This window comes from Sulfitobacter sp. CB2047 (assembly GCF_000735125.2).
Taxonomy (GTDB): domain Bacteria; phylum Pseudomonadota; class Alphaproteobacteria; order Rhodobacterales; family Rhodobacteraceae; genus Sulfitobacter; species Sulfitobacter pontiacus.
The window spans coordinates 1,958,327-1,973,410 of record NZ_CP072613.1 but is presented as its reverse complement, the minus strand read 5'-3'; the positions used below and the strand labels follow the sequence as shown (position 1 = coordinate 1,973,410).

The 15,084-nt window shown below is 60.2% G+C and carries 13 protein-coding genes and 3 tRNA genes; 11 read left to right on the top strand and 5 right to left on the bottom strand.

From position 1 onward, the window contains the following. Window positions 1-31 precede the first annotated feature (31 nt). Window positions 32-108 (top strand) — tRNA-Arg (locus tag IV89_RS09735). A gap of 40 nt (window positions 109-148) precedes the next feature. On the opposite strand, the gene IV89_RS09730 is transcribed toward IV89_RS09735, so the two are convergent. The 4 genes from IV89_RS09730 to IV89_RS09715 form a co-directional block, all read right to left on the bottom strand. Next, on the bottom strand, window positions 149-1,975 hold the full coding sequence (locus IV89_RS09730; RefSeq protein ID WP_037944156.1) for a histidine kinase N-terminal 7TM domain-containing protein: 1,827 nt from the start codon (window positions 1,973-1,975) through the stop codon (window positions 149-151). 301 nt (window positions 1,976-2,276) lie between these two features. Continuing rightward, on the bottom strand, window positions 2,277-3,353 hold the full coding sequence (locus IV89_RS09725; RefSeq protein ID WP_005853246.1) for a methyltetrahydrofolate--corrinoid methyltransferase: 1,077 nt from the start codon (window positions 3,351-3,353) through the stop codon (window positions 2,277-2,279). Window positions 3,354-3,369: 16 nt separating this feature from the next. Then, window positions 3,370-4,299 (bottom strand): methylenetetrahydrofolate reductase, encoded by a 930-nt coding sequence (locus tag IV89_RS09720; protein WP_037945006.1) that lies wholly within the window; start codon window positions 4,297-4,299, stop codon window positions 3,370-3,372. 48 nt (window positions 4,300-4,347) lie between these two features. After that, entirely contained in the window at window positions 4,348-4,644 is a 297-nt protein-coding gene (locus IV89_RS09715) for a virulence factor (RefSeq protein WP_005853250.1), read from the bottom strand. Between the two features lie 261 nt (window positions 4,645-4,905). Here IV89_RS09715 and IV89_RS09710 point away from each other — a divergent pair, with 261 nt between their 5' ends. The 10 genes from IV89_RS09710 to IV89_RS09665 all read left to right on the top strand — a co-directional run bounded on the left by IV89_RS09710 (window position 4,906) and on the right by IV89_RS09665 (window position 13,609). After that, on the top strand, window positions 4,906-6,021 hold the full coding sequence (locus tag IV89_RS09710; RefSeq protein WP_037944157.1) for a Ppx/GppA phosphatase family protein: 1,116 nt from the start codon (window positions 4,906-4,908) through the stop codon (window positions 6,019-6,021). Next, window positions 6,021-6,809, top strand: coding sequence for an RlmE family RNA methyltransferase (locus tag IV89_RS09705; RefSeq protein ID WP_005853253.1), 789 nt, complete (start codon window positions 6,021-6,023; stop codon window positions 6,807-6,809). The genes IV89_RS09710 and IV89_RS09705 overlap by 1 nt, the downstream gene beginning before the upstream one ends. 249 nt (window positions 6,810-7,058) lie before the next feature. Next, window positions 7,059-9,920 (top strand): monovalent cation/H+ antiporter subunit A, encoded by a 2,862-nt coding sequence (locus tag IV89_RS09700; protein WP_037944159.1) that lies wholly within the window; start codon window positions 7,059-7,061, stop codon window positions 9,918-9,920. Between the two features lies 1 nt (window position 9,921). After that, window positions 9,922-10,299, top strand: a complete 378-nt coding sequence (locus IV89_RS09695; protein ID WP_005853256.1) for a Na+/H+ antiporter subunit C — start codon at window positions 9,922-9,924, stop codon at window positions 10,297-10,299. Continuing rightward, the gene (locus tag IV89_RS09690; RefSeq protein ID WP_037944160.1) at window positions 10,296-11,942 is read left to right on the top strand and encodes a monovalent cation/H+ antiporter subunit D; all 1,647 of its coding nucleotides are present in this window, start codon (window positions 10,296-10,298) and stop codon (window positions 11,940-11,942) included. Before IV89_RS09695 ends, IV89_RS09690 begins: the two co-directional genes overlap by 4 nt. 1 nt (window position 11,943) lies before the next feature. Further along, window positions 11,944-12,435, top strand: a complete 492-nt coding sequence (locus tag IV89_RS09685) for a Na+/H+ antiporter subunit E (RefSeq protein WP_037944161.1) — start codon at window positions 11,944-11,946, stop codon at window positions 12,433-12,435. Beyond that, window positions 12,432-12,701 (top strand): K+/H+ antiporter subunit F, encoded by a 270-nt coding sequence (locus tag IV89_RS09680; protein WP_005853262.1) that lies wholly within the window; start codon window positions 12,432-12,434, stop codon window positions 12,699-12,701. The genes IV89_RS09685 and IV89_RS09680 overlap by 4 nt, the downstream gene beginning before the upstream one ends. Then, entirely contained in the window at window positions 12,694-13,053 is a 360-nt protein-coding gene (locus tag IV89_RS09675; protein WP_005853264.1) for a Na+/H+ antiporter subunit G, read from the top strand. Before IV89_RS09680 ends, IV89_RS09675 begins: the two co-directional genes overlap by 8 nt. A gap of 186 nt (window positions 13,054-13,239) precedes the next feature. Then, a tRNA-Asp gene (locus IV89_RS09670) sits at window positions 13,240-13,316 on the top strand. A 216-nt stretch (window positions 13,317-13,532) separates the two neighbouring features. Further along, window positions 13,533-13,609, top strand: a tRNA-Asp gene (locus IV89_RS09665). Between the two features lie 74 nt (window positions 13,610-13,683). Here the strand turns inward: IV89_RS09665 and IV89_RS09660 are convergent. Then, a complete protein-coding gene (locus tag IV89_RS09660) occupies window positions 13,684-15,060 on the bottom strand; it encodes a M20/M25/M40 family metallo-hydrolase (RefSeq protein WP_037944162.1) in 1,377 nt (458 codons plus the stop codon). Window positions 15,061-15,084 lie beyond the last annotated feature (24 nt).

Sequence of the window (15,084 nt, the reverse complement as noted above, 5' to 3'; positions counted from 1 at the left end):
GGCGGGTAGTCTGGCTATACCGCCCCTAGATGGACCCTTAGCTCAGCTGGATAGAGCGCTGCCCTCCGAAGGCAGAGGCCAGAGGTTCGAATCCTCTAGGGTCCGCCATCTTCCCTTGAATGAGCTATGTCTATGTGCGGCTTCGCCCTCAGGCCTGCACGGCTTCTGGCGTGTCGCCTGTCGTTGCAGGGGTAGGGGGGTCGTCCGTGTTGCCAGCGGCTGACAGGATCACGGCGGGCTGCCGTGCGGCGACGGTGGCAAATTCCATGTGGAAGGTCGTGCCTTCGCCGACAACGCTGTCGTAGAACAATTTTCCCGACATCTGCCGGGCCAGCTGTTGCGAGATATGGAGCCCCAGACCGGACCCCTGTGTTGCATATTGCCCGCCGTTCTTGACCTGTTCAAAGCGGCCAAAGACCTGCCCCTCCATCCCGTCGGGGATGCCGCGGCCGCTGTCCTTGATCGACAGGCGCACATGGCCGTTGCGGATGGACAGGCTGCCTTCAACGGTGCTGCCCTGTTCGGAGAATTTGATGGCGTTGGACACGAGGTTGTCGATGATCTGGCGGAGGGCAAAGGCGTCACCGGTGATGGTCGCGGTTTGATCACCTTTCGGCAGCACGAGGTCGATCTTCTGCTCGGCGGCGAACATCTTGTTCTCTTCCAGGCTTTCTTTCAGTAGCGCCCCCAAATCGACCGGCAGCGCGTCCAGCGACAGCGCGTCCACGTCGATCTTTTGCGCCAGCAGGATGTTATCGACCAGACGGGACAGGCGCATCCCGTTGCGCTGCGCAATTTCGAGGGGGGAGCGGATGCGCGCGTCGATCTCGCCCAAACGCCCGCTTAGCGCCAGAGCCAGCCCCCCCTTGAGCGAGGTAAGCGGCGTGCGCAGCTCGTGGCTGACGACAGAGATAAATTCATCCTTGGCGCGGTTGGCCTCGTCGGCGCGCAGCAGCGCGTCTTCAAGGGCGCGGGTGATGACGATACGGTCGGTGATATCGACCAGGGTGATGCTCCACCCCAGAATGGCGCCGTTCGGGTCCAACGGGCTTTCGATTTCCTGAATACGGGGGTCATAGATGCGCTGTTCGATAGTCAAGGATGCGTCCGTCGTGCGGGGGCTGCGGGTGTCGATCTTGGCCAAAAGGGCGTCGGCTTCGGCTTTGGACAGGTTGCACAAGCCGCTGCGTTTCGCGGCAGAGTTCATCAACGTGACACGGCGGTTGTTGTCGATCAGGATCACCGGTTCGCTGGTCGTATTGAACAGGATCGACTGCCCGATCGACGCCATATCCATCGTCTTGTTCGTCAGCAGCATGAAGGTAAAGGCCAGGATACCGACGGTGAACATAAAGGCCGTCGGGTCCAGCCCGAAGACGGTGAAGCCGAAAATAACGTAAGACGCATTGGCAGATAGCGGGGTGATCGTGACCACCGCCAGCATTGTCAGCAGCGGCCAGGCAGAGCGGCGGGCGCGGGCAAAGGCCTTGATCAGCGCATAGAAGGTCGCGGCGACGAAAGTATATAGCACGGCCGTGATCGCGAAGAACCCCGGCCCGTGGATATAGGTGATCTGCCGGTCACCGGGCAGGATGGCAGTCTCGGCGGTATAGACCAGCTGGTGCATGCTATTGGTTGCAGCAAAGACAAAGCAGCCCACGGGCACCAGCACCAGCGCGGCCATCACACGCTTTTTCGACAGCCATTCGGCCTGATGCACATAGGCGAAGACAAAGAAGCACCACGCCACAGGTACCAGCGCATTTCCCAGCCATGCGACGACGGCCATGTCGAACTGGCAGGCAAAGGAGGGGTTGGAGGCTTCGGCCCCGACGGTGATCAGGGTCCAGATCATGGCGATGAAGGTCAGGGCGTAGAACCGCTTGCCGTGGAAGTGCTGGTATTTCAGCATGCAGACCATAACGACCGCGGCGACAGCGCTCACGCTTGCGGCAGCCCAGAACACGGGCTGCATAGCTACACCTTCAAAGCACGTTGTCATCAATTCACCCACGGCCTGCGTCTTTGCAAAGCAATCTAGGCATACGGATGTGTTGAAACTTTGACAGAAGTTAGACAGTAGGCCTGTGCGTTCGGGGCCGTCGTTCTGTGTCAAAGACAATACAAGGCATAGTATAGCTTTGTGCCGTGATCATGCGTGTGTGGGATGTGGGGTCAAGCGCTGGACGGGTTAAACACTGGCCTGAACACAAAAGAAATCCCCGCAAAACCGTGGTTTGCGGGGATTTTGACCTTGGCGGTAGGGAGAATCCCCATTACCGGCGGCGGCCACCCTTGCGGCCGGCGCGCCCACGCCCCTCTTGACCGGCCTTGGGCGCGACCTTGTTGAACTTGATCCATTCGGTGCCGTGAGGGTCGCGGTCGAACAGGAAGTTGGCGGCGCGGATCGCCTCCATCTCTTTGCCGGGGGTGGGTTTGGTCGATCCCATCCCGAAAAGCGTCACAAAGGTTTCGTCGTCGATCTCGTCCGGCAGGATGATGCCCGCCGTCACCAGTTCGGCCTTCTTCTCGGCAATCTTGGTCTGGTTCACGGGCAGGGTGATCGGGTTCATGATCGCGGAGGTCATGCCAGCGCCCATTGCCATCGGCAGGAAAGCGTTGTTGATGCCGTGACGGTTGGGCAGACCAAAACTGATGTTGGAGGCACCACAGGTCGTGTTCACGCCCAGTTCCTCGCGCAGACGGCGCACAAGGGTAAAGACCTGATGCCCCGCGGTCGCCATTGCGCCGATGGGCATGACCAGCGGGTCGACCACGATATCATGGGCTGGAATACCGAAGTCGGCAGCGCGTTCTACGATCTTCTTGGCAACGTCGAAACGCACGTCGGGATCTTCGGAAATGCCCGTGTCGTCGTTCGAGATCGCAACCACCGGCACGTTGTATTTCTTGACCAGTGGGAGCACGAGCTCCAGCCGCTCTTCCTCGCCGGTGACCGAGTTCAGCAGCGGGCGTCCTTCGCAGGCCTCAAGACCGGCTTCCAGCGCACCGGGGACCGAGCTGTCGATGCACAGCGGGATGTCGACGACGTTTTGCACGACGCGGATCAGTTCGGGCATCAGCATCGGTTCGACAAAGTTATTATCCGCATAGCGGGGGTCTTCGGCCATCTTGTTCGAGAAAACGGCACCCGAGTTCACGTCCAGAATATTCGCGCCCGCCGCGGCTTGTGCAATGGCGTCGGCCTCGACGCGGCTGAAATCGCCACGCTCCAGCTCTTCGGCGAGGATCTTGCGGCCGGTGGGGTTGATCCGCTCCCCGATCACGCAGAAGGGCTCGTCAAAGCCGATGATCGCTGTTTTTGTTTTGGATTCGACGACAGTTCTGGTCATGGTGTTCAGTCTTTCCTTAGACGGAGTTGGCTGGTTGAGCAGCGGGTCCGCTATTTTCAATGGCCCAATTGGCATTCGTCTTGATCCCACCCAGCGGGAAGAAATGCACATGGGTAATGTTGAAATCTGGGTTGGCGGCTTTGTGGGCGGCCAGTTCGGTGATCACATCTGTCGGCTCGTAGGGCAACAGCAGTTTGGTGACATCCATCGCGCGCTTTTGCAGCACCTTCAGCGAAGGGCCGACCCCGCAGGCGATGGCGAATTTGATCAGGGTTTGCAGCTTGGCGGGGCCTGCAATGCCGATGTGGATCGGCAGGTTGATGCCCGCGTGTTTCAGGCTATCGGCCCATTCGATGATCGGCTGCGCCTCGAAAGCGAATTGTGTGGCGATGGCCATCTTCGCGTCCGTCCGTTCGGAGAAACCCTGCTTCCAGCGCAGCGCATCATCCACCCGCAGACGTGATCCATCGGTGTCGATGTCGCGGTTGCCTTCGGGGTGGCCCGCGATGTGCAGCCGTTCAAACCCGTGTTTGTCAAACAATCCGGTGTCCATCAACTGCATGGAGTCGCTGAAATCGCCGTGGGGCGTTGTGACGCCACCGGCCAGCAGCAAGGCTTGGCGTACGTCAGCCTCGCCCTGATACATGGCGATCCAGTTTTCCAGCGTGGCACGATCCTTGATGATGCGGGCGGGAAAGTGCGGCATGACCTTATAGCCGTCCGCATTGAGCCGCGCCGCGGTGGCGACCATGTCTTCGATCGGGGTGCCATCGATATGCGCGATATAGACCCGTGTCCCCTCGGGCAGCAGATCGCGGAAGTCTTCGACCTTTTCCGCCGTGCGGGGCATCACCTCGATCGAGTAGTCGCGCAAAAAATCCGCGACCTCGGGGGTAGGCAGATCGGACACTGGGGCTTCTTTGCGCCGGAAGTTCAAAAGGGACATGAGCATTTCTTTCATGAAGGGATCAACTTTTGCACCGGCAACAGGCGGTCAGGCCCAGCCGTCATTGGCAATCAGCGTCTTGATGCGGTCACGGTCGAACTCTGCGTCGATGCGCGCGACCTCTGCATCGGCCACGGCGTCGGGTTCGCCGTCGACCGTATAGGGATCGGCCTTGCGCCATTCGGCCAGATAGGCATCGCTGTCATCCGCGCCGATTTTCATCGCGGCACGGTCGATGGCCTGTTCGAAGCGTTCAGGCAGCGGACGCTTGGACCCGCGACGGCCTTTGCCGACGATGACCTGCGCAGGAATATCACGCCAATAGACGATGGTAACTTCGGGCATGATTGATTCCTCTGCTGTGCTTGTTTTTCTTAGCGGCTGTTGATCTGTCCCCGTCGCCGTTTTTCGACATTCAGAACGGCGTCTGCGACGTGGTCACATTACAGTGCGCTACCGCGACAGGCGAGGGGGGCGGGGCGTCATAATTCTCAAGATGGTTGTGAGGGCGACTATAAGCTTACGCTTCCGGATCTCTGGTTTCCCGCTTGCCCCTTGCCCGCAGAAACATTACCTTGGGGGCAACTCAATATGAAAGGCGCAATCATGGCGCCACAGCGTCCCAAAGGTGCGGGCGCGCTCGATATACCGCCGGCTCTGAGCCCCGCGCCAGTTCCGCCCAGATCGACCGAACTTTATGCGGCCCTTGATCTGGGCACAAATAGTTGTCGCATGCTGATCGCACAGCCAAAAGGCAGCGGTTTCCATGTCGTCGATAGCTTCTCGAAGTCCGTCCAGCTTGGGGCAGGGCTTGAGAAAACCGGGCGATTGTCGCGCGGATCGATGACGCGTACCATTCAGGCATTGCGGATCTGCCAGCAAAAGCTGCGCCGTAACAAGGTGCGGCGGATGCGGCTTGTCGCGACCGAGGCGTGCCGCCGTGCCGCCAACGGTGCGGAATTCATGCAGCGTATCCAGCGCGAGACAGGGCTCAAGCTTGATATCATCAAGCCCGAGGAAGAAGCCCAGCTTGCCGTGATTTCCTGCGCGCCGCTGGTAAACCGCAAGACCCACAACCTGCTGGTGGTGGACATTGGCGGCGGTTCGACCGAATTGGTCTGGATCGACATCTCGAAGGTGCCAAAGGCGGATCGTGCGCAATCCATCATGCGGCTGCATGGGGGCTTCCATCAGGCGAAAACAGACGTGCCCGCAGCGCGCGTGGTCGACTGGATCAGCGTGCCTCTGGGCGTGGCGACCTTGCGCGATCAATTTTCTGACGTGGAAGACGACGCCGCACGCTTTGCCTTGATGAGCTGGTTCTTCGAGGAGAACCTGACCGACTTCACCCCTTATCAGTCGATCCAGTCGCAGGACCATTTCCAGATTGTCGGCACCTCGGGCACGGTCACCACTGTTGCTGCCAGCCATTTGGGGCTAAAGCGCTACGACCGGACCAAGGTGGACGGGCTTCGCATGACCTCGGCGCAGATCGACAAGGTGATCCATTCCTATCTTGCGATGGGGCCGGGGGGGCGGCGTGCCGATCCGCGTATCGGGCTGGACCGTCAGGCGTTGATCATGTCAGGGGCCGCGATCTTGCAGGCGTTGATGCGGTGCTGGCCGACGGATAGATTAAGTGTTGCAGACCGTGGTCTGCGCGAGGGGCTGCTCTATGCCCAGATGAGCGCGGATGGCGTTTTGGAAGAAGGATTAGGCTGATGGCGAAAACTCCGACAGGCAAGACGCCCACGGGCGGTGCGTCGGGCGGGAAGACCCCCACTGGCAAGAATACATCAGGGCGCGGCCAGCGTGACCTCAAGGTCAAGGTCAAGTCGGCCCGCGGACGCAAGCTAAGCTCGACCCGTTGGTTGCAGCGCCAGTTGAACGATCCTTATGTCAAACGCGCCAATGCCGAAGGGTATCGCGGGCGGGCGGCTTACAAGATCATGGAACTGGACGACAAATACCGCTTTTTGGTGCCCGGTGCGCGGGTGGTCGACCTTGGTGCGGCCCCCGGTGGCTGGTGTCAGGTCGCGGTCAAACGCTGTAACGTTCTGGGCGAGAAAAAGGGCAAGAACGTCGGGACCATTCTGGGGATCGACCTGCAAGAGATGGAGCCGATTGCAGGCTGCGAATTGCACCAGCTTGATTTCATGGAAGACGACGCGGACGAGATCGTCAAAGGCTGGCTGGGGGGCAAGGCCGATGTCGTGATGTCCGACATGGCGGCGTCAAGCTCGGGTCACAAACAGACTGACCACAACCGGATCATCGCGCTGTGCGAAGCGGCGGCCTATTTTGCTTTTGACGTGCTTGAGGATGGCGGCACGTTTGTCGCGAAAGTGCTGGCCGGCGGCGCGGAGGGCGACTTGCAACAGCTCCTCAAACGTCGGTTTACCAAGGTCGCCAATATCAAACCTCCCGCCAGCCGGTCCGACAGTTCCGAGAAATTCGTGGTCGCCACCGGTTTCAAAGGGGCGCTACCCGAAGACCAAGAGAATCTGTAGGCCCCGCACCGCCCCAAGGCGCGCGGAATTATCAAATGTGATGCGGCAGTTAGACGACTGCCGCATTTTTTTGTGCGGTGGATGCGGTTGGTCTCTTACATATTCGTGAAATGGACCTAAATTGGATCATCGCGCCGCGGCAAAGTTCAATTGCTGCGACAAGAAGCCCTCATAAATCCGTATTTTTCCATCGCAATTTGCGAAAAGAGGGCTGGTCGTTTTGGCGTGGCTCATGACATAGTTGCGGCCATGTCTTTGTTCCTGATTATAGCCCTCCCGTTTCTTGGCGCCTTGCTGCCCGGCCTGATGTATCAGGCAGGCCGTCAAAGCTGCTTTTTGGTGACCTTTCTGGTGACGGCCTGCGCCGCGATCGGCCTTGCGACACATGCACCGGCCGTTCTTGCAGGCGAGGTCGTGACCGCCAGCCTCTCGTGGCTGCCGCAGCTGGGGTTGAACGTGAACCTGTTCCTCGACCCGCTGGGGTTGATGTTCGCGGGGCTGATCCTTGGGATCGGGATGCTGATCATCCTTTATGCGCGGTTCTATCTGTCGCGTGACGACAATATGGGCGCGTTCTTTACCTATCTGCTGCTGTTCCAAGGTGCGATGGTCGGGATTGTTCTGTCGGATAACATCTTGATGTTGCTCATTTTCTGGGAGCTGACGTCGCTGTCGTCCTTCCTGCTGATCGGGTTCTGGAAGCATCTGCCCGAAGGGCGTCAGGGCGCGCGTATGGCCCTGACCGTGACGGGGATGGGCGGTCTGGCGATGATCGGTGGCATGCTGCTGCTGGGGCAGATCGTGGGCAGCTATGACCTGACCGTGATCCTTGAGAACCGCGAGCTGATCCAAGCGTCGCCGTTGTATCTGCCTGCGCTGATCCTGATCCTGCTGGGCTGTTTCACCAAATCCGCGCAGTTCCCTTTCCACTTCTGGCTGCCGCACGCGATGGCGGCCCCGACGCCTGTGTCGGCCTATCTGCACTCTGCCACGATGGTGAAGGCGGGGCTGTTCCTGATGGCGCGCATGTGGCCGGTGCTGTCGGGCACTGAAATCTGGATCGTGCTGGTCTGCTCTGCCGGGTTGATCACGATGGTCCTTGGCGCGCTGATCGCGATTTTCAAAAACGACCTCAAGGCGCTGCTGGCGTTTTCCACTGTGTCGCATCTGGGGCTGATCACCTTCCTGCTGGGCACGGGCACCTCCTTTGGGGCGATGGCGGCGGTGTTCCACATTCTGAACCACGCGAGCTTTAAGGCGGCCTTGTTCATGAGCGCGGGCATCGTGGATCATGCGGTCCATACCCGCGATATGACCCGACTGGGGGGCTTGCGCCGTCTGATGCCGATCACCTTCGCGATTGCCACGTTGGCCGCATTGTCGATGGCCGGTATCCCGTTGCTGAACGGGTTCCTATCCAAAGAGATGATGCTGGAAGAGGCGCTGCACACCACGCTGTTCGGCTCGCCCTATCTGGTGGCGGCAGTGGCAACGCTCGGCGCGCTTTTCTCGGCCGCGTATAGCTTCCGGTTCATTGCGCATACCTTTCTGGGCAAAGAGCGGAACGATTACCCCGCCAAACCCCACGACCCCGAGTTTGGCCTGTGGATTTCCCCGGCTTTGCTGATCATTCCCGTGATCGTCATCGGTGTGGCACCGTTCCTGGCGGAACCCTTTGTGCGCACCGTGACCCAAGCGGTCATCGGCTCTGCCGCCGAGATGCCAAGCGCGCATATCAAGCTGTGGCACGGCTTCGTGCCCGCCCTCGGCATGTCGGCGATTGCTGTGGTGGGTGGTTTGCTGTTGCTCGCCGCCTTCGGCCCGCTGGCGCGTCTTTGGGCCGCCACACCGCGCCCCGAGGCCAAGGATATCTTTGACCGTATCATCGCCGCGGCCGTGGGTCTTGCCGGTCTGGTATCGGAGCGTCTGCACAACGGGTCCTTTACCCGCTACGCTGCCGTCTTCGTGACCGCCGTCGTCGCCATCGGGGCGCATGCGTGGTTTACCGGCACCGATGGCGCCCCCGCGCGCGAGATGCTGCCCATCACGCCCGTCGGCTTTGCCGGTTGGCTGATGCTGATGATCGCGACGGGTTTCCTTGTGACGGTGCACCGCAACCGTCTGGCGGTTCTGATCCTGATGGGGATCATCGGCTTGATGGTATCGGTCGGGTTCAACTATTTCTCGGCCCCGGATCTGGCGCTCACGCAGATCTCGGTCGAGGTGGTGACGATTGTCCTGTTGTTGCTGGCGCTCAACTTCATGCCCAACAGCACGCCTAAGGAAAGCACCATTCTGCACCGCAGCCGCGATATCGTTGTATCGGTTGTGGCAGGGCTGGCGGCAGCCGGCCTGATCTATTCGATCCTGATGTCGGATTTCCCGATTGCCTCTATCGCTGACTACCACCTTGCCAATTCCTACAAAGGCGGCGGTGGCACCAACGTGGTCAACGTGATCCTCGTGGATTTCCGTGGCTTCGACACCTTTGGCGAGATCATCGTTCTGGGGATCGCCGCGCTGGTCATCTATGCCCTGACAGAGGCGCTGATGTCCGGCCCTGTGCGCGCGCGTCTGCTGAACCGTGGCTATGAGGAAGAGCGCGCAGGCGATGCGCATCCGCTGATGATGGTGGTGCTGACACGCGTGTTGATGCCTGTCGTTCTGCTGGTCGGTGTCTATATCTTCCTGCGCGGTCACAACGAACCGGGCGGTGGTTTTGTCGCCGGTCTGGTGGTCGCGATCGCGGTCGTGATGCAATATATGGCCAGCGGCTTTGCCTGGGCGGACAAGCGCCAACGCTATCATTACCACGGGATCATCGGGGCAGGGGTGCTTTGCGCGGGTCTGACCGGTATCGGTGCGTGGTTTGCCGGTGCGCCATTCCTGTCCTCTGCCTTTGGCTACTTCCGCATCCCCCCGATGGAGAAATTCGAGCTCGCCACCGCTATGGGCTTTGACCTTGGGGTCTTCCTCGCCGTCGTCGGCGCGGTGATGCTGTCGCTGGAAAGCTTCTCGCGCTTGGGCCGTCGCGCCGGCATCGAGGAAAGCGAACATGCAATGGATATCGACCCGTCACGGGATGAACCGAAAACCGAGACGGAGACCTGATATGGAGCTTTTAGTCGCGTCCGCCATTGGCGTTCTCACCGCTGCCGGGATCTATCTTATCCTGCGCCTGCGTACCTTTCCCGTGATCATCGGCACCTCGCTGATCAGCTATGCGGTCAATGTGTTCCTGTTCGCCTCCGGGCGGCTGGCGTTGAACGCCCCACCGATCCTGCGCGACGGGGTCGAGGTCTATACCGATCCGCTGCCCCAAGCGCTGGTGCTGACGGCGATCGTGATCTCCTTTGGGATGACAGCCGTGGTGGTGATGATCGCGGTCGGGTCCTACCTCAGCGCGGGCGATGATCTGGTCAACGAACCCGACACGCTGGCCGGAGCCGATACCGCAGAACCCTCCCCACGCGGAGGAGGCCCGGCATGACCCATTGGCTTATTCTTCCTATTGTTCTGCCAGCCATGCTGGCGGCGTTCATGGTGCTTGCCGCGCGCTATCACCTGCTGATCCAACGGGTGCTGTCCGTTACGGGCACGCTGGGATTGCTGGCACTGGCGCTCGGGCTGTTCTGGCAGGCCTCTGACGGGACGGTCAGCCTGTACCAGCTTGGCAATTGGGCGGCACCTTTCGGTATCGTGCTGGTCGCGGATCGTCTGTCGACGCTGATGGTCTTGCTGACCTGTGTACTGGCCCTGCCGGTGCTGCTTTATGCGATCGGGTCGGGCTGGGATAACCGCGGGCGGCATTTCCATCCGCTGTTCCAATTCCAGCTTATGGGGATATTGGGCGCCTTCCTGACCGGCGACGCCTTCAACCTGTTTGTTTTCTTCGAAGTGTTGCTGATCGCCTCTTACGGGTTGATGATCCACGCGGGCGGGCAACGGCGTCTGCGCGCGGGGACGCAATATGTGCTGTATAACCTGCTGGGCTCGACCCTGTTCCTCTTTGCCCTTGGCACGATCTATGCCGAGACAGGCACGCTGAACATGGCCGATCTGGCGATGCGTGTGGCGACGCTGGATGCGGGCGATGGTGCGGGTATTCGCGTCGCGGCGGTGCTGTTGCTGCTGGTCTTTGCGGTCAAGGCCGCGATCTTGCCGCTACATTTCTGGCTGCCCGCCAGCTATAGCGAGGCACCGGCCCCGGTGGCGGCGCTGTTCGCGATCATGACCAAGGTCGGGGCCTATTGTATCATCCGTTTCTACACGCTGGTTTTCCCCCCCGATCTTGAGATCACGCAGGGGCTGTTTGATGTCTGGCTGATGCCTGCCGCGCTGCTGACCGTCGCCCTTGGTATGGCGGGCGTGTTGGGGGCCAGAAGGGCCGACCGCATGGTCGCGTTCTCGGTGATCGGGTCGATGGGCATGCTGCTGGCTGCCGTGTCGGTCTTTACCCCCGCCGGAATTTCCGCCGCCCTTTATTATGCGATCCATTCCACTTTTGCCGCCGCAGCGCTGTTCTTGCTGATCGACGTGATCCGCAGCCGTCGCGGCGCGGCCGAGGTGTCCTTTGTCGATGCGCCGCCGCTGGCAGGTGGGGCGCTTGTCGCGGGTATGTTCTTTGTCGCGGCGATTGCCATGACCGGTCTGCCGCCGCTCTCGGGCTTTCTGGGCAAACTGCTGATCCTTGACGCGGCACGCAGCGCTGACCTGATGTGGTGGGTCTGGGGTGTGATCCTTGTCGGATCGCTGATCGCGGTTGTCGGTTTCTCCCGCGCGGGGAGCCAGATTTTCTGGAAAGCGCACCAGTCCATCGAAGAACCTGCCGAGGGTGATGAGGCACCGGTTGTTGCCGAGGGGCAGGGCGTTTTGCCGATGGTGGCCATTGGCGGGCTGCTGGCCCTGCTTGTCGCGCTGACCGTTGCGGCGGGGCCCATGACCCGCGTGCTGAATGCGACCGCTGCCCAGTTGTTCAACCCCGAACGCTATCTTGCGGTGGTCCTGACCACGCCGGGTAAAGAGATCACGGACCATCACGCAAAGGATGACCACGGCGATGCCGAGGGATCAGCCGATGCGACAGAGGACCACGGCGCAGAGGATGCCGCCGCACCAGAAAAGGATCACTGATATGTTGTCCCGACTGCTTCCGCACCCGATGCTGACAGCGATCCTCGCGATTGCCTGGTGTCTGCTGGTCAATGAAATCAAGCTTGGCACCATTGTCTTTGGTGTCATTTTGGGGCTGCTGATCCCGATTGCCACCGCGGCCTATTGGCCTGACCGCCCGCCGGTCGCGAAACCGGTCAAGCTTCTGGGCTATCTGATCATGGTCATGTGGGATATTCTGGTCGCCAACGTCGTGGTCGCGATGATTGTCCTGTTCAAGTCCAACAAGAACATGCGCCCCGCCTGGGTCGTCATCCCGCTAGAACTGCGCACCCCCGAGGCGATCACCATGCTGGCGGGGACAATTACCCTCACGCCCGGTACGGTGTCGGCGGATGTGTCTGAAGACGGGAAAGCCCTGCTGGTCCATGCGCTGGATGCTGAAAACCCCGACGAGGTGCGTGACGATATCAAACAGCGCTACGAGCGTCGCCTGAAGGAGATTTTCGAATGATTCTGATTGCTCTGAATATCGCCTTTGTCGCTGTTGCGGTCTCGCAGCTTCTGGCGATGCTGCGGTTGTTGAAAGGCCCCAATACCGGCGACCGTATCCTGTCGCTGGATACGATGGTCGTGAATGCGATTGCCCTGATCATCCTGCTGGGGATGCGTTTGGGCACCGACATCTATTTTGAAAGTGCGATGATCTTTGCCATGCTTGGCTTTGTGTCGACCGTGGCCATCGCGCGCTTTGTGCTGCGAGGTGATATCATTGAGTGATCTACCCCTAATCCCCGAAATCATCATCTCGGCCCTGCTGATTGTGGGCGGGTTCTTTACCCTTGTCGGTTCCATCGGCCTGATCAAGCTCGACAACTGCATGTCCCGTCTGCACGCGCCGACCAAAGCATCGACACTGGGCGTGGGGTCGCTGCTGATGGCGGCGATGATCTATTCCTTCGTCTCCGGCACAGGGTCCCTGCACGAGATTCTGGTAATGGCGTTCTTGTTCGTCACAGCCCCCATCACCGGCAATTTCATCGCCAAGGTGAATTTGCACCGGCTGCATCAGACCAAGGATATGCCGCCAGCGCCCAGTGATCACGTCTGGGGCACATACTCTGACAAATAAGCCAAGCCCGCGCCTCAAAGCGCGGGTTTTTTCTTGGGCGCAGGGCAGGTCGGGTAGGGCGTCTGACGGCGGATCAAAGAAAATTTCAATTTTCCTGCCGATCCATGCAAAACCCCGCTTGACGCCATCGCGAGCAAACCCTATCACCACCAAACGCTTCGACGGCAACGACGAAGTACGCAGTGGGCGGTTGTAGCTCAGTTGGTTAGAGTACCGGCCTGTCACGCCGGGGGTCGCGGGTTCGAGCCCCGTCAACCGCGCCACCGCTGCATTTTATCAGATATTTTGATAACAAGCACACGCCCTTCGGGGCGTGGTTTGCTTGTGCGTTCAGGCCCCTGATTTCCGCCACGGGCAGGGGATTACCGGTGCTGTTTCATGCGCAAAATGCGGCGATGAAAATTTCCAAAATTCTTTGTAGTTTTCTGCGGTTAATCGCTTGACGCTCTGCGCTGGTTATCTTATTCCGCCCTTACTGCGCGGTTGTAGCTCAGCTGGTTAGAGTACCGGCCTGTCACGCCGGGGGTCGCGGGTTCGAGCCCCGTCAACCGCGCCACTTCTCCCTTTTTAGATTTCTGATTTACCTCGTCCTAAAAGGGGAAAAGCGGGCCGTTAGGCCCGCCCGTTTGCTTACGTCATCGCATCCAGAATACGTGCCCAGCTTCGGATTCCCTTGTGGAAGCTTTCGAGGTCGTATTTCTCGTTCGGGGAGTGGATGGCGTCGTCGTCTTTGCCGAATCCGATCAGCACCGGCGTGGTATCCAGAATTTTCTGGAAATGCCCCGCAATGGGAATCGATCCGCCACATCCGACATAGGCAGCGGGGACGTTCCATTCATCGGTCAGCGCTTTGCGGGCATCTTCAAATGCGGGGGCGGTGGTCTCGAAGACCGATCCTTGGCTCGACCCGTGGGCGTGGAAAGTCGCTTCGCAGTCCTCGGGCATCATGTCTGTCACCATCTTGCGAAAGCTTTCGCGGATGACGTGAGGGTCCTGGGTGCCCACCAGACGGAAGCTGATCTTGGCGTGGGCCTGCGAGGGCAGCACGGTCTTGAAACCGGCACCTGTGTATCCGCTCCACATGCCGTTGACCTCGCACGTGGGGCGCGACCAGATCATCTCGATCGGCATGCGGTCCTGTTCGCCGGCGGGCTTCGACAGGCCCACATCGCCAAGGAAGCTGTCATGATCAAAGGCAAGCCCCTGCCACTGCGCCTGAATATCGTCGGGCAGTTCTGGCACGCCGTCATAGAAACCGGGCACCGTGATGCGGCCCGTGTCATCGTGCAGGGAGGCGATGACCTTGGACAGGACGCGCGCGGGGTTCATCGACACGCCGCCGTACATGCCAGAGTGCAGGTCAAGATCAGGGCCGGTGATGGTGACCTCTTCGCCCATCAAGCCGCGCAGCATCGTCACGATCGACGGCACCTTGGACTGGAACATGCCCGTATCGCAGATCATCGCATAATCGGCGCGTAGCTCGTCGGCATTCTCTTCCATAAAGGGCACCAGCGAGGGGGAGCCTGATTCTTCCTCGCCCTCGAAGAAGAAGGTCATGCGGCAGGGGAAATCGCCATTGACCGCTTTCCACGCGCGCAGCGCTTCGACAAAAGTCATCAGCTGGCCCTTGTCATCTGCAGCACCGCGCCCACGGATCACGCGGCCTTTTGCCGTGTCCTCGACGGCAGGATCAAAGGGATCACGGTGCCACAGGTTCAGCGGATCGACAGGCTGGACGTCATAGTGACCGTAGAACAGGATATGCGGCTTGTCGGCGGGGCCGTCCACATGGCCCACCACCATCGGGTGACCGGGGGTGGGGCGTTTGGTGGTCTTGATGCCGATGCTGTTCAGATCTTCGACCAGCCAATCGGCGGCGCGGTCGCAGTCTTCCTTGAACGCGGGGTCAGTCGAGATGGAGGGGATGCGCAGCAGATCGAGCAGCCGGTCGGTGGCCGCATCCAAATCATGATCGATCCGTGCCAATACGTCGGGTAGGGACATGGGGGTAAACCTTTCAGTCAGGGT